Below are 18082 nucleotides of genomic sequence, written 5' to 3' on the forward strand. Positions count from 1 at the left end.
TTCCCAAGGTAAAAAATGAAAGAGTTAGCACCTACCGACCAAAGGGATCTTTATGATGTTACTGAATCAGGTATTGGCAGCGCCGTTGTATATTTGATCTTTTCCATGGCAAAGTTAGAAGTCACATCAATCAAACCAGAAACCCCATTTACCATACGTTTGTAGAAATGATCATAACTCTTCATATCAACAACTTCTATATGCATCAGGTAATCATATTCACCCGCCATGCGATAAAATGTTAAGACTTCTGGCATCTCTTTTATAAAGCTGACAAACTGTTCATACCATTCACTGCTATGTTGCTGGGTTTTAATCATCACGATCACTGTCAAACCCAGACCGAGTTTCTCCCCATTTAACAAGGCAACCCTGCCAACAATATAACCTTCATCTTCAAGTCGTTTAAGGCGCTTCCAGCAAGGTGTCGATGTCAAATTAACGGCTTCAGCCAGGGCGTTCAAGGATAGACTACAATCCTGTTGGAGCAGTTCCAGTAGCTTACGGTCTATTTTATCTAACATATCTAAATCCTATAGAAATATTTCCCCAATATAACGGATAATTACAGAAAAATAACAACCTATTTCTCCGCATGTAAGAGTAATCTATATACCACTACGGTATTATTATTTAGGGTCAATTTATGTCGTCTTTATGGGCTAAAAATGCCATAAAAGCTATCCAGGCTGATTATCAACGCAGTGCTGATACACATCTCATTCGTCTTAACCTCCCAATGTTTCCAGGTATCCATCTTTATCTCAAAGATGAGAGCACTCACCCCACTGGTAGCCTCAAACATCGACTTGCACGTTCCCTATTCCTGTATGCACTCACGAATGGTTGGATCCAGGAAGGAACACCTATTATTGAAGCTTCATCTGGAAGTACCGCTGTTTCGGAAGCTTATTTTGCCCGCTTACTTGGTTTACCATTTATTGCGGTTATGCCTTTCTGTACTGCTAAACGCAAAATTCAAGAGATTGAGTTCTATGGTGGTAAATGCCATTTTGTAGAGCATTCCGCCTTGATTTATCAAGAATCAGAGCGCCTGGCAAAAGAGCTTAGTGGCCATTACATGGATCAGTTTACCTATGCCGAGCGAGCAACTGACTGGCGGGGAAACAATAATATTGCAGAAAGTATTTTCCGCCAGATGCAACTAGAACCTTTTCCTGAACCAACTTACATCGTTATGAGTGCAGGAACGGGTGGTACATCTGCGACACTTGGTCGTTATATCCGCTACCAAGGATATGACACTAAACTCATTGTTGTCGATCCAGAGAACTCCGTCTTCTACGATTGCTACCACCAGAACCGCCATGATATTTGCGGAGGCACGGGCAGCAAAATAGAAGGAATTGGCCGCCCACGCGCAGAACCTTCTTTTATTCCTACGGTTATCGATGACATGATCCAAGTTCCCGATCTTGCCACAATAGCCACCATTTATTGGCTTGAAAAACTCATTGGCAGAAAAACGGGAGCATCAACAGGAACTAACGTCTGGGGAGCTTTACAACTCGCCAGGCAAATGCACGATAACAACCAACAAGGTGCAATTGTGACATTACTCTGTGATAGTGGGGAGCGCTACCTTGATACTTATTACAACCCGGAGTGGGTTCGCAATAATATCGGTGATATCACACAGTATCTAACACAACTACCCAAGTTAAATGGTTATGAGTAACATACCTCCTTCAATTTATTGAGGTAGATATCATGAAACGAGCCGTTGTTGTATTCAGTGGTGGACAGGACTCCACCACTTGTTTAATTCAGGCACTCCACCAATATGACGAAGTTCACTGTGTCACCTTTGATTATGGACAGCGTCATCGTGCTGAAATTGATGTAGCTTGTCTTATAAGCAAAGAATTGGGCGCTGCTGCTCACAAAGTGCTTGATGTGACTTTATTAAACGAGCTCGCAATCAGTAGCCTGACAAGAGACAATATTCCCGTACCCGATTTCTGTGAAAGTGAAAAAAGTGGCCTCCCAAATACTTTTGTGCCTGGCCGTAACATATTGTTTTTAACTCTGGCGGCAATTTATGCTTATCAGGTTAAAGCTGAAGCCGTTATTACTGGCGTTTGTGAAACAGATTTTTCGGGCTATCCAGATTGCCGTGATGAATTTGTCAAAGCACTCAATAAAGCCGTCAGCCTTGGAATCGCTCGCGATATTCGTTTCGAAACGCCGCTAATGTGGTTAAACAAGGCGGAAACTTGGGCATTGGCAGATTATTATCAAAAATTAGATTTTGTTCGCAATAGAACCCTTACGTGCTACAACGGTATCCAAGGTGACGGATGCGGTGAATGCGCTGCCTGCCACCTCAGAGCTAAAGGATTAAATTATTATTTAAGCAATACCCAAGCCACGATGTTAGATATGAAATCCAAAACACATCTCAGTTAATCAAAACATTTTGTCTCATTAATATTATCCATGAGAGGTTCCACGAGCCTCTCATTCCACATTTTTGTCTTATCGTTATTGGGCATCATTTTTATAAGCTTCCATTCTTTCTCGTAATTCGCCTTCTAAAACTAACGCTTTTTGTGTTTTCAAATCAATACAAGCAAATGTAGTTAAAGCATCTGCAATGATTTGATTATCACTCCTGCGTATAATTTCCTGAAAAAATGTACCGCTTTTATTACGTAACTCTCGCATCGAAGATTTCACTTCCAGCTCATCTGTAATCACGGCTGGATGGCGATAATTAATGTTGATATTCACCACAACAAAACCAATATTCTTACGATTTAACCATCCCAATGTGTCATCTTCAGTAAGTAAATCCCAGCGAGCGGCTTCCATAAATTCCAAATAACGCGCATTATTCACATGCTGGAAAAGATCAATATGGTAACCCCTGACTTTGATAATTGTGCTCATTACTATTTTTTCCTTACACTCATCCGACCAGATAGAATATAACAATAGCAAAACAATTTAATTACAATAGTGTTTAATCAATTATTCTTGATCGATATCACAGCCCTCTTGATTAAATGACTGGCAATACACAAGAGGGCATAACACTTAGTAAGTCAATTTATCCCGATTTTTCTCTATAAAAATTGGACCAATACCTTGTACTTCCTGTAATTGTTCTATTGCTGTAAAAGGGCCATATTTTTCACGATACTCAATAATCGCCTGTGCTTTTTTAGCGCCAATTCCATTAAGTTCTTTCGCTAACTCTTCAGCATTTGCAGCATTAATATTAACCCCTTCCTTTCCCTGTTTTTGCTGGCCTGCAACTTGTTCTCCCCCCTCTTTCACCTTACTCTCTTCAACAGTGGTTTTAACAGGTTGTTTCACTGTCTTATCAGTAGACTCATTAACGGTAGCGGCATGAGTTAATGGTATGCTGATACACAATGCCATCATGAGTGAATGAAATAATATCCTTAAATTTTTCATGTAAATCTCTCCATGTTTTGTTGGTGAAAGAAAGATTGCCACAACGATATTTTCGGGCAACGGGCAAAGTTTAGATATGCGAAAGGCCACGAAAGTGGCCTTTTTCAATTACTATTTTGCAAAAACAGATGCGAGTAACTTCGCAATTTTATTCAAGTTGACCGAATTTAATATCCGCATCATCACGTAAATTCATTATTAGTGACTCCAGCATGATATTACCGGTCTGATACTGGTAACCCGCCATATATTGTTTGAGCAGATCCTCGGTAACAGATCCAGGAACAACTTTGTCCAATTGGATCAGCACAGCGTTACCAAGTTCATCTTGAGCTAATCCATATACCGGCTTACCCTCTTTAGGATGAGGTAAAGTGAATGCCACATCAGCAGCCTGATTAGTTTGTGGCAGATGTTTTATCACAGTAGGTTGCTCGAACTGAATTCCCGCGGCTTTCAATGCTTGCTCACCTTTGCCTGCTTTCAGGGCAGTCAGTAGTTTTTCACTTTCAATCTGAAGTTGTTTTTCTGCTTTCTGGCGTTTCACCAATTCAGTCACTTCAGGTTTAGCCTGTTCAAACGACTGGACTGTCTCAGGCTTAACATTGTCAACACGCAGAATAAAAGCTCTATCGCCTTCAACTGAAATGACATCAGAGTTAATTCCTGTCGCACCTTTATCATCAATCAAATTGCCAGAGAAAATAGCTTGAACAACTTGGTTGAAATTAATATCAGAGGGAACGTGATCGCGATCAAACCAGTCGGTAGTCACAGCTTGATAACCTGCCGCTTTTTCTGCTGCTGCCAAAGACTCATTATCATTAGCTGCAGCATCACTCACTTTCCGCTGTAATGCATAGAAAGCATCAACCGCTTTTTCCTGCTTAACAATTTTTTCTATTTCCGAACGCACATCCGCCAGCGGTTTGACTTCTTGAGGCTTAATATCATCTAAACGGAAAATGGCATATCCATTAGACAATTTAACCACATTGGAAAGTTGTCCTTTCTGGATCAAATTCGCTGATTTAAGCTCAATCGGTAGAGAGTTTTCTTCCATCCACCCCAAATCTCCCCCTTTTTGTGCAGAAAATTTGTCCGTCGATTTTTCTGATGCCAATTGACTAAAATCAGCCCCTTTTTTTAACTCATCCAAAACCGATTTAGCGACAGACTCTGAATCCAGTTGAATAAAACTATACTTCTTCTGCTCAGGTTTAGTGTATTTCACCAAGTTGCTTTTATAATATTTTTCAATATCAGCATCAGATACAGTGACATCTTTCAGTTCATTGGTAGCATCCATTTTGATATAACTGACTTTCACTTTTTCTGGCACAGTGAAATGCTGACTATTTGCGTCATAGTATTTTTTCAGCTCTTCATCAGTAACTGTTTGTTTCTCTTCAATTGACTTCAATTCAAGAGTCGCAAAACGCACGGTCCTTTCTTGCAGAAGTAAGGCTACTTCCTGTTTTATTTCTGGCGGTAACGCAATTTCCGCCCCGATAACAGCTTGCTTCAATTGACGATTAATCAGTTCCTGACGAACCTGTTCCGCAAAATTTTCAGGGCTGATGTTTGAATGAGCAAGCCAGTTTAAATACTCCTGATATTTGTTGTTATCAAATTGGCCATCAGTCTGGAGAAACGGTAGGTTACGTATTTCCTGTGCAACTTGATTATCGCTTGCTGATAAACCCAGCTTACGGGCATATTGTTCAATCAAAGTGGCATTGATAAGTCTCTCCAATGATTGGCGCCGAAGCTGCTGTAGCATCTGTTCATCGCTTAACAAAGTTGAGAATTCATCTCCCAGCTTCTCCTGCTGAGCATTTTTTTCTTGCAAAAATGCCTGCTCTAGCTGAGCACGACTAATGGTTTGGCCATTCACTTTGGCAGCATAATTACCACTTTCGCTTGACAGGTAACCGGTTACCCCTGTCACCAGGAAAGTCAGGATAATTAGCGCCAATACAATTTTGAGCACAGGACCGTTCGCCGCCGTGCGTAGGTTGTCCATCATAAAGACGTAAAACTCCGCTTTAGTGAAAAAGAAACTGTCATATTACGACAATTCAAACGCTAAGAGAAAAAAAGCGCACCAATCAATTGATGCGCTTATATTCTAGCCTATCAACAAGCCCCAGTCAGTTGAAGTTTATTGCAATCACAAAAACCAGGGCCTGCTGTCTGCTTATTAGCCATTAACAGCGTCTTTTAACCCCTTCCCAGCTCGGAAAGCAGGTACTTTTGCTGCTGCGATCTTGATTTCCTTGCCTGTCTGAGGGTTGCGTCCTGTACGCGCAGCACGCTCACGTACAGTAAACGTACCAAACCCCACTAAAACGACATCATCACCTTTTTTCAATGCACCAGATACGGAAGAAATGAATGCATCTACTACACGTCCGGCTGCTGCCTTAGAGAGGTTGGCATCAGCAGCAATTTTGTCGATCAGTTGTGACTTATTCACGCTTATCATCCCCATTTTAGTATTACTTTTGTAACGGAAACCGATTTACAACAGATAACACGACAGTTATGCCGTCATATCAATCCTTTTCCAGTATTAGCAAGAAATCATGGAACAGCAAAATTTTTAATCAGATAATTAGACTAATCTAACTTAATGACACAAAAAAAGGCTGGCAAGCCTGAATGTACTCACCAACCTGAATTTTATACACAGTTTTTGAGTTAGCTCACTATTTTAGTGATACTACTTCTGCGCCAAATACGGGTTCCTGCAAAGCGATAGATAAAACATCTTCTATACGTTTAACGGGATGGATCTCCAGATCTTGGATCACATTCTGTGGGATCTCTTCTAGATCTCGCTTATTGTCATCTGGGATCAGAACCGTTTTAATTCCCCCACGATGTGCTGCCAACAGTTTCTCTTTCAAACCACCGATTGGCAGAACTAAACCACGCAGAGTAATTTCCCCTGTCATGGCTACGTCAGCACGAACTGGATTACCCGTCAGGCAAGAAACCAACGCTGTGCACATTGCAATCCCCGCACTTGGGCCATCTTTTGGCGTTGCTCCTTCCGGTACATGAACATGAATATCACGTTTTTCATGGAAATCAGAGCTAATACCCAATTTATCAGCACGAGCACGAACAACGGTCAATGCCGCTTGGATGGATTCCTGCATCACTTCACCCAATGAACCGGTATAAGTCAATTTACCTTTACCTGGTACACTGGCTGTTTCAATCGTCAGCAAATCACCACCCACTTCTGTCCATGCCAGACCAGTTACCTGACCAACTCGATTTTCTGTATCAGCACGACCATAATCCACTTTCTGCACACCCAGATAATCTTTCAAGTTATCCGCATTAATTTCGATGTGCTTAAGTTTCTTATCCATCAGTAATGCTTTCACTGCTTTACGACACAATTTAGAGATTTCACGTTCCAAACTACGAACGCCAGCCTCACGAGTGTAATAACGGATAATGCCAATAATTGCACCATCATCGATAGTCAATTCGTCTTTCTTCAGCGCATTACGCTCGATCTGTTTTGGCAGCAGATGACGTTTGGCAATATTCAATTTTTCATCTTCGGTATAGCCCGATAGACGAATAACCTCCATCCGATCCAGCAATGGAGCAGGAATATTCATGGAATTAGATGTTGCCACGAACATCACATCGGAGAGATCGTAGTCAACTTCAAGGTAATGATCGTTAAATGCTACGTTTTGTTCAGGATCAAGCACTTCTAACAATGCTGAAGCCGGATCACCACGCATGTCAGATGACATTTTGTCGATTTCATCCAGCAAGAACAGTGGATTTTTAACCCCTACCTTGGACATTTTCTGAATTAATTTGCCCGGCATTGAGCCAATATAGGTACGACGATGTCCACGGATCTCCGCTTCATCACGTACTCCACCCAACGCCATACGCACATATTTACGCCCAGTTGCACGTGCGATAGAACGGCCCAATGAGGTTTTGCCCACACCAGGAGGTCCTACCAAACAAAGTATTGGCCCCTTAAGCTTGCTAACGCGGCTCTGTACCGCAAGATATTCAAGAATTCGCTCTTTGACACGCTCCAAACCATAATGGTCTATATCCAGCACTTCCTGAGCTTTTATTAAATCTTTCTTTACCTTGCTACGGGAAACCCAAGGAACTTGCACCATCCAGTCAATGTAACTACGAACAACCGTTGCTTCAGCCGACATCGGAGACATCATTTTTAATTTCTGCAATTCAGCTTCGGCTTTCTCGCGAGCCTCTTTCGGCATTTTCGCGTCTTCGATCTTACGTTTCAGCGTTTCATATTCATCAGGTGCATCATCCATCTCACCCAATTCTTTCTGAATCGCTTTCATTTGCTCATTCAGGTAGTACTCGCGCTGGCTTTTTTCCATCTGTTTTTTAACGCGATTACGGATACGTTTTTCTACCTGTAACAGATCGATTTCTGATTCCATCATTGCTATCAGATATTCAATGCGTTCAACAACATTAGACATTTCTAAAACTGTCTGCTTATCGTTGATTTTCAAAGGCATATGTGCAGCGATGGTATCGGCTAATTTTGCTGCATCTTCAATACTGTGCAACGAGGTCAATACTTCTGGCGGGATCTTTTTATTCAGTTTGACGTAACCTTCAAACTGGTTAATAACCGTTCTTACCAGAACTTCTTGCTCACGTTCATCAACGTCAGGGGATTCAGCGTATTCAACTTGTGCATAGAAATACTCACCATTATCCGTCAACGTGGTAATGCGAGCACGCTGCAAGCCTTCAACCAGAACTTTTACTGTGCCATCTGGCAATTTTAACATCTGTAAAATAGAAGCCACTGTACCTACGGAAAAAAGATCATTCACTCCCGGCTCATCAGTAGATGCTTCTTTTTGCGCGACCAACATGACTTGTTTGTCATGTTCCATTGCTGCTTCCAGGCAATGAATCGACTTCTCACGCCCAACAAACAGAGGGATCACCATATGTGGATAAACCACTACATCGCGCAAAGGCAATACAGGGATTTCTATGCGTTCAGAACGCTCAGGATTCATAGAGCTCTCTCTTCGTTTAGCTTTCGCCAGTTTTAGGAATCTCGTGAAACACGGTTTTCACGAGTTTCACTTCAAAGAATATAAAATATATGGGGACAGGAATCTGACATTCAATAGCCTATACCGGCAAAAAACAAATGAGGGAGAATCCCTCATTTGTTTTTTCAATGCGTATTGATAATCGGTGCTTCCTATACCCCATTTCTTCACTCACCAGAAACTTGAGCATCCGGCTTGCTATATATCAATAATGGTGCGGAATTATCTTCAACAACCGTTTCATCAACGACAACTTTCTCTACATGTTCCATCGATGGCAGATCGTACATGGTATCCAGTAAAACATCTTCAACAATTGAACGAAGACCACGAGCACCCGTTTTACGTGCCATTGCTTTTTTCGCTATGGCAGTCAATGCTTCTTTTCTGAACTCCAGTTCAACACCCTCAAGGTTAAACAGGGCCTGATACTGTTTGGTCAGCGCATTTTTCGGTTCCTGTAGGATCTGGATCAGCGCTTCTTCATTAAGTTCAGTCAACGTTGCCACGACAGGCAGACGACCAATGAATTCGGGAATTAACCCAAATTTAATCAAATCTTCTGGTTCAACCTCAGACAGCAATTCACCTTCTGTGGCTTTCTCTGATTCGCCCCTAACTGTAGCACTAAAACCGATACCTGAACTGACATTCAAACGCTGGCTGACAACTTTATCCAAACCGGCAAATGCACCGCCGCAGATAAACAGAATTTTGGAAGTATCAACTTGCAAGAATTCCTGCTGTGGATGTTTACGCCCACCTTGAGGAGGAACCGCTGCCACAGTGCCTTCAATCAGTTTCAACAGGGCCTGCTGAACCCCTTCTCCTGACACATCGCGAGTAATTGATGGGTTATCAGATTTACGGGAAATCTTATCTATTTCATCAATATACACGATACCACGTTGTGCTTTCTGCACATCGTAGTCACATTTTTGCAGAAGTTTCTGGATAATATTTTCTACATCTTCCCCAACATAACCCGCTTCGGTTAATGTCGTGGCGTCAGCCATAGTAAACGGAACGTCTAAATAGCGAGCTAATGTCTCTGCCAACAACGTCTTACCGCTACCTGTCGGGCCAATCAACAGAATATTACTTTTGCCGAGTTCCACACCGTTAGTGGTGTCACCATTACGTAACCTCTTGTAATGGTTATAAACCGCAACTGCTAACACTTTCTTCGCGGTTTCCTGACCGATAACATAATCGTCCAGATGTTGGCGAATTTCATGAGGAGTAGGCAATGTGCTACGCTCACGATGTGGTACCAGCTCTTTAATTTCTTCGCGAATGATATCGTTACATAAATCGACACATTCATCGCAGATATACACTGACGGACCGGCTATTAATTTCCGTACTTCATGTTGGCTTTTCCCGCAGAAAGAGCAATACAGCAGCTTTCCTGAACCGTCTTTGCGCTTATCTGTCATCAGTCAACCTCACTTTATGAACTGTTATCCCAGTTTGTCCGGCATAACAGAAAAAACGCTATTACTCCGCCTAGTTTGGCGTCAACATCAAGAAACGCTTAGAGAAAAGGCTAGCATCGGAGTAATAAAGTAATTAATTAATAATTAGCTGCGCTGGGTGAATATACTATCAACCAACCCGTATTCTACGGATTCTTCGGCTGACAAGAAACGATCGCGTTCTGTATCCTTAACGATCTTCTCAAGTGGCTGTCCGGTATGTTTCGCCATCAATTCGTTCATACGCGCTTTAACCTTGAGGATTTCCTGCGCATGGATCTCAATATCAGTCGCCTGTCCCTGGAAACCACCTAATGGCTGGTGAATCATAACTCTGGAATTCGGCAGACAGAAACGCTTCCCTTCAGCTCCAGCGGTCAGCAGGAATGCTCCCATAGAACAGGCCTGCCCCATACAAATAGTGCTCACATCTGGTTTGATAAACTGCATCGTGTCATAAATAGACATGCCTGCCGTAATAACCCCACCAGGTGAGTTGATATATAAATGAATATCTTTTTCTGGGTTTTCTGCTTCCAAGAATAGCATTTGGGCAACGATCAAGTTCGCCATATGATCTTCAACAGGCCCAGTCAGAAAAATAATACGATCCTTTAATAAGCGGGAGAAGATATCAAATGCACGTTCGCCACGTGCTGTTTGTTCAACCACCATCGGCACCAAAGACATGTTAGGTGCATATTGATCTTGCTTGCCACTGTATGACATTTCCGTCTCCTAATCGAACTCACGCTGGTGCCATTCATAACTGATTCTACTTGAGATAAGCGATGATGACCATGATCCAAAGTTAACTCACAAGGGGGCTTTTCCCCTTTAAAAAGTAGTAAGTTCTTACATAATAGTAAGAAAGGATATGAGGTTAAATCTGTTTTTTTCAAGAACAATAAAAAAACCCGCAAGCATAGCCTGCGGGTTTACTTCGATTCACTTCATTGAGAGTGAGGTTTCATCATCTCAGGCAATCAATAAATGAAACTTATGCCAATTGATTTTGATTCATCAATTCATTGAAGCCAGTTTCTTTTTCAGAAACTTTTGCTTTGCTCAGAACAAGTTCAACAGCCTGCTCTTCCAGAGCAATGTTGCGAATGCTGTTCATCATTTCTTTATTTTTGCTGTAGTACTCAACAACTTCTTTTGGATCTTCATAAGCTGCAGCCATCTCTTCGATCAACGCAGTAACGCGATCTTCTTCGACTTTCAGCTCATTGCTGCTGATAACTTCGCCTAACAGCAAACCAACAACAACGCGGCGTTTAGCTTGCTCTTCGAACAGTTCACGTGGCAGTTCCAGAGCTTGTTTTTCACTACCGCCAAAACGCTGAGCAGCTTGACGACGCAATACATCAATTTCACTGTCAACAACAGCCGCAGGAACTTCAATTTCGTTAGCCTTAACCAGACCATCCAAAACCTGAGTTTTGATGTTGCTGCGAACAGCATTTTTCAGTTCACGTTCCATGTTCTTGCGAACTTCGGCACGCAAACCGTCAACAGAACTATCAGCAATACCAAAACGCTTGATAAACTCTTCAGTCAGCTCTGGCAGTTCACGCTGTTCAACTTTTTTCAAGTTGATCACGAACTTCGCCGCTTTACCTTTCAGATTTTCTGCATGGTAATCTTCTGGGAAAGTCACATCGATAGTAAATTCTTCGCCTGCTTTGTGACCAACGATACCATCTTCAAAACCTGGGATCATACGGCCCTGGCCCATTGCCAGAACGAAATCAGTTGATTTACCGCCTTCGAACTCTTCACCATCAATGGAGCCAGTGAAATCAACAGTGACACGATCTTCCGTAGCCGCTGCTTCATCGGTTTCTTTCCAATCTGCCTGCTGTTTACGCAGCGTGTCCAGCATGTTGTCAACGTCTGCATCTTTTACTTCAACAACAGGTTTTTCAACTTCGATCTCTTCCAGACCTTTCAGTTCAATTTCTGGATAAACTTCAAATTCAACTGCGTAAGTGAAGTCTTCACCTTCTTTAAACTGTTCAGGCTTGTAGCTTGGTGCACCTGCTGGATTGATTTTCTGCTCAATGATCGCATTGATGAAATTGCGCTGCATCAGATCACCCAGAACATCCTGAAGAACAGAAGCGCCATAACGCTGCTTAACGATCTTCATTGGCACTTTGCCTTTACGAAAGCCGTCGATACGGACTTTCTTTGCTACATTAACCAGTTCACTGTCAACTGCTTTTTCGATATCGGCAGCAGGAACGGTGATTGACACACGACGCCCAAGGCCTTGAGTGGTTTCAACAGAAACTTGCATCTTGTTACCTCAAAAAAATCATAGTGCTCGGTCAACTTCAGAATGGCTGCAAGGCTTAAAACAAGCTGATTGCAGTACTCTTTAAGAACCGGGGCGGTCGCATTTAAAAACCGAGAATCCCTGTGATCAGAAGCGTCCCGAAACCATTCTAAAAATTTAGACGCAGCATTATAGCGGCGCAGACAGTATGAGTCGAGAATTGCAGACAAAAGCATGCATGATTCGTTGACTTATGTGATGAATGTTGCTCAATGACTACATCATAATTTTGTTTATGATGATACTGTTTAAGCAGTATGCATATAAATAAAAATACAGCCCGAAGGCTGTTAGTTAAGATTAAATCTGGATTAATAAAATAGAAACAAGCCTATGATTTTCTTTAGAAAACTCACAATCTTGATGTCGTTGTACTGCCACCACGACATGCGGGAGAAGCCAGAACAGTGTCTGCTAGTTCTGCCCACTCCTTTTCTGTATAAGTATGAAGTGCCAAAGCATGTACACCTTCCTCTAATTCTTTAGCCAAAACGCTATATACTGAGCGATGGCGGCTAAGCATTCTTTGTTCAACAAATTCATTACTTATGATAACAATTTTAAAATGGCTTTCAGAACCCGCTGGCACATTGTGACGATAACTTTCATCGGTCACTTCCAGATGAGAAGGCTTAAATGCCGCCTGTAACTTTGTTTCTATTTCTTGACGAACCATCCCATTCTCCTAAATCACCAAAGGTTATTTATCAACCACATCATTGATTTTAGATTATTTCCCATGATTTATAACATCGGAGTAACCCAATCTCATTAACAGAATTTGCGTCAGGTATTTCTCACGATATTTCAAACCATGTTTCTATCATCAGGGATATGCCGCTATCCATGGCGATGCTATGATTATGGCGGTTTAAACTACGGTTTAAATTATCAGTATTAATATTGAATATCCGAATCTTGAATTGAGAAAACCTACATGCTAAAGAAAATATTTATTCCATTGATTACGCTTTTCTTTTTATCTGGCTGTGCAGATTCAGGCAACACATTAGCCATTCAGCCTAAAATTACCCTGCCTCCAGCAGATCCAACCATGAAAGCGATCACAGTCAGTATTAGTGGGGTCGACCAGCGTCAATCTCAAGCCCTGGCCCAAATTAATCGTGATGCGCGATTAGTTACCCTGGTTCCTTCCCGTGATTTACGCTTCTTACTACAAGAAGCGCTGGAAAAACAGATGGTGGCTCGCGGCTATATGATTGGCTCTCCCGCCAATGCCAATTTGCAGGTTGTCGTTAATCAACTCTACGCCAATGTGAAAGAAGGCAGTCTTCGTCATAATATTTCAGCCAAAGCGGAAATCTCTATCATTGCTTATGCTCAAGACGGTAGTAAACAAATCAAAAATTATCGTACCAGCTACAATACCCAGGGACCATTGGCCGCAACAAACACAAAAATTGCTGATGCAGTCAATACTGTCTTATCTGATGTGATCGCAGACATGGCTCAGGATGCGTCAATCAGCACCTTTATCAAACAAAACGTCCACTAACAGGATAATGTACAAACTTTCTGCCTAATTCTGACAAAATTAGATAGTATGCAGAAAGTTTTGGGAGGCCCATGACTAACCACCGTTATTTAAACCTATCTGCATTACGCAACTATCGAACCCTTCTATTACTAGGCTTTGCCTCAGGTCTGCCTCTTGCGCTCACGGCTGGAACGTTACAAGCATGGATGACTGTCGAAAACGTCGATATCCGAACTATCGGTTTTTTCACTTTGGTTGGTCAAGCCTATGTTTTTAAGTTTCTCTGGGCACCCACAATGGATCGATATACCCCCTCCTTTTTAGGACGCCGCCGGGGGTGGATGCTCGCTACTCAACTCTTATTGATCGCCAGTATTGCCGCAATGGGGTTCCTGCAACCTTCCCAGCATTTATGGTGGCTTGCTGCATTGGCTGTTGCTGTTGCATTTTTCTCAGCTTCCCAAGATATTATTTTTGATGCCTATAAAACCGATTTGTTACCACAGGAAGAACGAGGCTCCGGTGCTGCCATTTCCGTACTGGGTTATCGGTTAGCTATGCTGGTTTCTGGAGGATTGGCATTGTTACTCGCCACCTATATTGGCTGGCAAAATATGTATTGGGTTATGGCTGGCTTGATGCTTATCGGGGTTTATGCCACGCTTACAGCCAAAGAACCAGAAATCAATACCGCACCACCAAAAACATTACATCAGGCGGTATTCGAACCATTACTTGATTTTTTCGGCCGCAATAATGCCTGGCTTATCCTGCTACTGATTGTACTGTACAAACTGGCAGATGCTTTTGCACTTTCACTCAGCACACCTTTCCTTATTCGTGGTGTCGGTTTCAGTCCAGCTGAAGTCGGTATGCTCAACAAAACCCTCGGACTTGCTGCAACCATTATTGGCGCATTGTACGGCGGTTATTTGATGCATCGGCTGAGCTTGTTCCGTGCCCTGATGATCTTTGGCATTCTTCAAACTGTTTCAAACTTCGGTTATTGGATACTTGCCATTACCCCTAAAGATATCTATCTAATGGGGACGGCGATTTTTCTGGAAAATATCTGTGGTGGCATGGGAACAGCGGCTTTTGTTGCTCTTCTAATGACCTTATGTAATAAATCATTTTCAGCAACACAGTTCGCATTACTTTCTGCATTATCAGCCGTTGGCCGAGTTTATGTTGGCCCAGTAGCAGGATGGTTTGCAGAAGCTTATGGCTGGCCAATGTTTTATCTATTTTCTGTTATTATCGGATTGCCGGGGCTTATATTGTTGTTTATCTGCCGTAAGACACTGGCTTATACCGAGAAAAATGATGGCTTTCTGCCCCGAACACGATTCAAAAACGCTTATAAATTCGCCTTTACTATCATGATATTGGCCGCCTTGATATTTATAGTTTGGTTAATTATCAGTAGCGTACTGTTTATCATCATTCATTTAGTCTCTCTGGTATACACGATATCGCCAGAATACATGCTATATCTGCATGAAGGTAGTGAATGGATATCTCCACTGTTATCCTGGAGTGTCATCATTGGAACCCTGGGCTTTCTTTTAGGTGGAATATTAGATTATTTGGCGTTAAAGAAAAGTAGGCTTGCTTAGTTTACTGAGCAGCTCTAAAAAAGAAAGCCGGAAGAGCACGGGGATCTTTCCGGCTTAATCTACACTAATGAATCAGTTTTTGTGTCGGAATGATTCAATCCATTGATAGTGAAATCCTCTTTGTTCTTCTGGAGTAACATCAACATCTTTATCTTCGAAATCAAATATATGAACTGTATCTTCAGATTTGGCTCGCTGACCTAATGTATTTTCATAGGCTACTTTACCTAAGCCCATATCTATCATCATGCCAGATGGGTATACATTTATTTTTGCACCCTTGCAAAGAAAAATTATATCTTTTAATTGGTTTCTTAAATCAACAAAACATGAAAAATAATCAGCATTATTTGATTCCGCCAACTGATTATTATTATGAAATATTCTTAAGCAACAATGCCTATCAGGAGAAGTGATCAAATGCAATTCAGCTTCTTCTGTTTTTCCGTTTACGATTATTTTGATTTTTCTTTTATCAATGTCCGTCATTTTCCATACCTCTTTGGATTTAAAATAGTATAGTCCCACATTTCCCCATCGGCATTGACTGGTCTTGCACCTAATATGTTTTCAGGTTTAAGCCAGTCAAACTGAGCGGGCGTCATCACCCAGCTGCGTTCCCCCTGTTTTGGCCAGACAAAATAGGCCCGGTGCAAACGGCGGGTGCACAACCAGACCCCATGGCGATCCCAGCGCAACACCTTGAGGCGGGAGCGGGCCTTGTTGCAAAAAACAAACGCCGCTTCTTCCTGCCAGCGCAGGTTTAACCGTTCAATAGCTGGGTCAGGGCATCAATTCCCCGGCGCATATCGACGGGTTTAGGCGATTTATGTGCTACTCCTGAAGTACCTATATTTAAGGCTTTAGATGTCTGGTGCTCATTCCTGACAGCGACGACACCCGCGCCATCAAGCAACAGTACCGATGCCAGCAAGACCAGCTCAGCGATATTAAACTGAGAATGCGGGAACTATTGGCGACTACAACAGCAACTAAGGGTAGGGACTGAGTCGCTCTTAAAAAAGAAGAAAGCCGGAAGATCACGAGGATCTCTTCCGGCTTTGTGTTTTATCCATACATTTTTTTTGTATCAGACACATATTCCCAAAAACGTTGGCATGCATCTTCTTCTTTTTCAAATGATTCTACCCAACTACGCGCCCCTCTTTCTGCATGATAGACTAGCCAGTATCCATCTTCATAAGTAAGGCAAATTCTATTATCAGGAGCTCCTCCCTCAAGTGAGTAGTAAGATGATGAGATTTTATTTTCTTTTAAACGTGTTCTCAGTTCTTCTTTATTCATTGATATGCCTAATTAATTTAAAATGGAATGGGTTTACCTGTCACTGAGATTTTTTCTAATGAACCATCAGCTATTAATTCATTAACTTTTTTAGGTAAATCGTACTGTATTCCTCGTCCCGGATAACCAAACCAAGGAGTGATCTCTCCTGCATCAACAGTTATAGGCTTTTTAACTACAAAAACCGCGCGGTAAATAAGGCCGCCAAAACCGAACGTTATTACACCGTGGGATACGTGCCGCAAAACGGCAGGCCGAACCCCAGACCCGCGATAAATTTAGCGGGAAGATGGCTTAAACAGGCTGGATTCGATATTGGCGGCACACTGACCGTTAAAATTATGGACGGCTGTCTGGTGCTCATTCCTGACAGCGACGACACTCGCACCATTAAGCAACAGTACCAGCGCCAGCAAGACCAGCTCAGTGAAATTAAGCTGCGAATGCGAGAACTGCTTGGCGACTACACAAGCCGCTAAGGGCAGGGAGTGAGCGGCTCTTAACAAAGAAAGCCGGAAGGATCTTCAAGATCTTCCGGCTTTAATCAATAAATAGCGTTTCAAAATAATAGGAGTATTCCTTACCCCGCGCGCCGTAAGGAACTCCAACATCTGATACTCTCAGTATTATGAAAACCTATTTAGATATCCACCAATCCTCTTTTCTATATTTTGAAAATCAAAAGATCCATTAAGCATATCTCTTTTTATGCCGTCTATTTGTTGTGGATTCCTAAATCCAGTTTGAGTGCCTCTTATTTCTGGAGGAGGACAACTTTTTATTAATCCCAGTGGATCTACATACTTAACCGGGTTATCAACATAGCCATACTGGTTAAATCCGCCTGCCAGCCCCAAGGGGTCCGGCGAAATATACTGCCCCGTCTCCGGCGAGTAATATCGAAACCGGTTATAGTATAACCCCCGATTCCGTATCTTCGCACTGCCCCATAAACCGGAAGTGATACTGGATCGCTGTTTAGTGCTCATTCCTGACAGCGACGACCAACGCACCATCAAGCAACAGTACCGGCGCCAGCAAGACCAGCTCAGTGACATTAAGCTACGGATGCGGGAACTGATTGGGGAATACAAAAGCTGCTAAGGGTAAGGACTGGGCAGCTCTAAAAATGAAGAAAGCCGGAAGATCACGGGGATCTTTCCGGCGTTATTTCATAGTTTATTCTTCCATATGAAAGGTTAAAACCACCGACTTTAGTCGGTCAGCTTTAGCTGCAATACTGTGTTGTACTGGAGGTGCAACATGGATTACAGATACGGCAGTCACAC

Annotated in this window: 19 protein-coding genes and 2 pseudogenes; 6 read left to right on the forward strand and 15 right to left on the reverse strand. The window is 42.3% G+C overall.

Features of this window, described 5'->3' with window-relative positions:
• Positions 1 to 50: 50 nt before the first annotated feature.
• Positions 51 to 524 carry an Lrp/AsnC family transcriptional regulator gene (locus tag IQ211_RS07880; protein WP_189759797.1) on the reverse strand — a complete coding sequence of 158 codons (474 nt, stop codon included), beginning with the start codon at positions 522 to 524 and terminating at the stop codon, positions 51 to 53.
• Positions 525 to 646: 122 nt separating this feature from the next.
• Between IQ211_RS07880 and IQ211_RS07885 the strand changes: the two genes are divergently transcribed.
• Both IQ211_RS07885 and queC read left to right on the forward strand, forming a co-directional pair.
• Positions 647 to 1699, forward strand: coding sequence for a PLP-dependent cysteine synthase family protein (locus tag IQ211_RS07885; RefSeq protein ID WP_189759798.1), 1053 nt, complete (start codon positions 647 to 649; stop codon positions 1697 to 1699).
• Positions 1700 to 1731: 32 nt separating this feature from the next.
• Positions 1732 to 2430: a 7-cyano-7-deazaguanine synthase QueC gene (queC, locus tag IQ211_RS07890; protein WP_189759799.1), complete on the forward strand. Its 699-nt coding sequence runs from the start codon at positions 1732 to 1734 to the stop codon at positions 2428 to 2430.
• A gap of 75 nt (positions 2431 to 2505) precedes the next feature.
• Here queC and IQ211_RS07895 read toward each other — a convergent pair whose 3' ends face one another.
• The 9 genes from IQ211_RS07895 to bolA form a co-directional block, all read right to left on the reverse strand.
• On the reverse strand, positions 2506 to 2913 hold the full coding sequence (locus IQ211_RS07895) for an acyl-CoA thioesterase (RefSeq protein ID WP_189759800.1): 408 nt from the start codon (positions 2911 to 2913) through the stop codon (positions 2506 to 2508).
• A gap of 147 nt (positions 2914 to 3060) precedes the next feature.
• A complete protein-coding gene (locus tag IQ211_RS07900) occupies positions 3061 to 3444 on the reverse strand; it encodes a ComEA family DNA-binding protein (RefSeq protein ID WP_189759801.1) in 384 nt (127 codons plus the stop codon).
• Between the two features lie 148 nt (positions 3445 to 3592).
• On the reverse strand, positions 3593 to 5473 hold the full coding sequence (gene ppiD / locus IQ211_RS07905; protein WP_189759802.1) for a peptidylprolyl isomerase: 1881 nt from the start codon (positions 5471 to 5473) through the stop codon (positions 3593 to 3595).
• A gap of 174 nt (positions 5474 to 5647) precedes the next feature.
• The gene (hupB, locus tag IQ211_RS07910; protein WP_189759803.1) at positions 5648 to 5923 is read right to left on the reverse strand and encodes a nucleoid-associated protein HU-beta; all 276 of its coding nucleotides are present in this window, start codon (positions 5921 to 5923) and stop codon (positions 5648 to 5650) included.
• A 232-nt stretch (positions 5924 to 6155) separates the two neighbouring features.
• Positions 6156 to 8510, reverse strand: a complete 2355-nt coding sequence (gene lon / locus IQ211_RS07915) for an endopeptidase La (RefSeq protein ID WP_189759804.1) — start codon at positions 8508 to 8510, stop codon at positions 6156 to 6158.
• 206 nt (positions 8511 to 8716) lie between these two features.
• Positions 8717 to 9988, reverse strand: coding sequence for an ATP-dependent protease ATP-binding subunit ClpX (gene clpX / locus IQ211_RS07920; protein WP_189759805.1), 1272 nt, complete (start codon positions 9986 to 9988; stop codon positions 8717 to 8719).
• Positions 9989 to 10132: 144 nt separating this feature from the next.
• A complete protein-coding gene (gene clpP / locus IQ211_RS07925; protein ID WP_189759806.1) occupies positions 10133 to 10756 on the reverse strand; it encodes an ATP-dependent Clp endopeptidase proteolytic subunit ClpP in 624 nt (207 codons plus the stop codon).
• A 271-nt stretch (positions 10757 to 11027) separates the two neighbouring features.
• Positions 11028 to 12332, reverse strand: a complete 1305-nt coding sequence (gene tig, locus IQ211_RS07930; RefSeq protein WP_189759807.1) for a trigger factor — start codon at positions 12330 to 12332, stop codon at positions 11028 to 11030.
• Positions 12333 to 12723: 391 nt separating this feature from the next.
• A complete protein-coding gene (gene bolA / locus IQ211_RS07935) occupies positions 12724 to 13047 on the reverse strand; it encodes a transcriptional regulator BolA (protein WP_189759808.1) in 324 nt (107 codons plus the stop codon).
• A gap of 261 nt (positions 13048 to 13308) precedes the next feature.
• On the opposite strand from bolA, the gene IQ211_RS07940 reads away from it, so the two are divergent.
• Both IQ211_RS07940 and ampG read left to right on the forward strand, forming a co-directional pair.
• Positions 13309 to 13887 carry a lipoprotein gene (locus tag IQ211_RS07940; RefSeq protein WP_189759809.1) on the forward strand — a complete coding sequence of 193 codons (579 nt, stop codon included), beginning with the start codon at positions 13309 to 13311 and terminating at the stop codon, positions 13885 to 13887.
• A 71-nt stretch (positions 13888 to 13958) separates the two neighbouring features.
• Positions 13959 to 15488 carry a muropeptide MFS transporter AmpG gene (ampG, locus tag IQ211_RS07945; RefSeq protein ID WP_189759810.1) on the forward strand — a complete coding sequence of 510 codons (1530 nt, stop codon included), beginning with the start codon at positions 13959 to 13961 and terminating at the stop codon, positions 15486 to 15488.
• A 72-nt stretch (positions 15489 to 15560) separates the two neighbouring features.
• On the opposite strand, the gene IQ211_RS07950 is transcribed toward ampG, so the two are convergent.
• The 4 genes and pseudogenes from IQ211_RS07950 to IQ211_RS20080 form a co-directional block, all read right to left on the reverse strand.
• Positions 15561 to 15977: a hypothetical protein gene (locus IQ211_RS07950; protein ID WP_189759811.1), complete on the reverse strand. Its 417-nt coding sequence runs from the start codon at positions 15975 to 15977 to the stop codon at positions 15561 to 15563.
• A pseudogene (gene tnpB, locus IQ211_RS07955) lies at positions 15974 to 16296 on the reverse strand (IS66 family insertion sequence element accessory protein TnpB). Before tnpB ends, IQ211_RS07950 begins: the two are co-directional and overlap by 4 nt.
• Before the next feature lie 260 nt (positions 16297 to 16556).
• Positions 16557 to 16793 carry a hypothetical protein gene (locus IQ211_RS07960; protein WP_189759812.1) on the reverse strand — a complete coding sequence of 79 codons (237 nt, stop codon included), beginning with the start codon at positions 16791 to 16793 and terminating at the stop codon, positions 16557 to 16559.
• A 17-nt stretch (positions 16794 to 16810) separates the two neighbouring features.
• Entirely contained in the window at positions 16811 to 17038 is a 228-nt protein-coding gene (locus IQ211_RS20080) for a TNT domain-containing protein (protein WP_189759813.1), read from the reverse strand.
• Between IQ211_RS20080 and IQ211_RS20000 the strand changes: the two genes are divergently transcribed.
• Entirely contained in the window at positions 17030 to 17272 is a 243-nt protein-coding gene (locus IQ211_RS20000; RefSeq protein ID WP_282885594.1) for a SymE family type I addiction module toxin, read from the forward strand. The genes IQ211_RS20080 and IQ211_RS20000 overlap by 9 nt on opposite strands.
• 264 nt (positions 17273 to 17536) lie before the next feature.
• On the opposite strand, the pseudogene IQ211_RS20085 reads toward IQ211_RS20000, so the two are convergent.
• Positions 17537 to 17750, reverse strand: a pseudogene (locus tag IQ211_RS20085) (RHS repeat-associated core domain-containing protein); the annotation flags it as partial.
• A gap of 24 nt (positions 17751 to 17774) precedes the next feature.
• Here IQ211_RS20085 and IQ211_RS19865 point away from each other — a divergent pair.
• Positions 17775 to 17897, forward strand: a complete 123-nt coding sequence (locus IQ211_RS19865; RefSeq protein ID WP_262985604.1) for a hypothetical protein — start codon at positions 17775 to 17777, stop codon at positions 17895 to 17897.
• The last annotated feature ends 185 nt before the right edge of the window (positions 17898 to 18082 follow it).

Source organism: Xenorhabdus griffiniae, assembly GCF_015163655.1.
Taxonomy (GTDB): Bacteria; Pseudomonadota; Gammaproteobacteria; order Enterobacterales; family Enterobacteriaceae; genus Xenorhabdus; species Xenorhabdus griffiniae.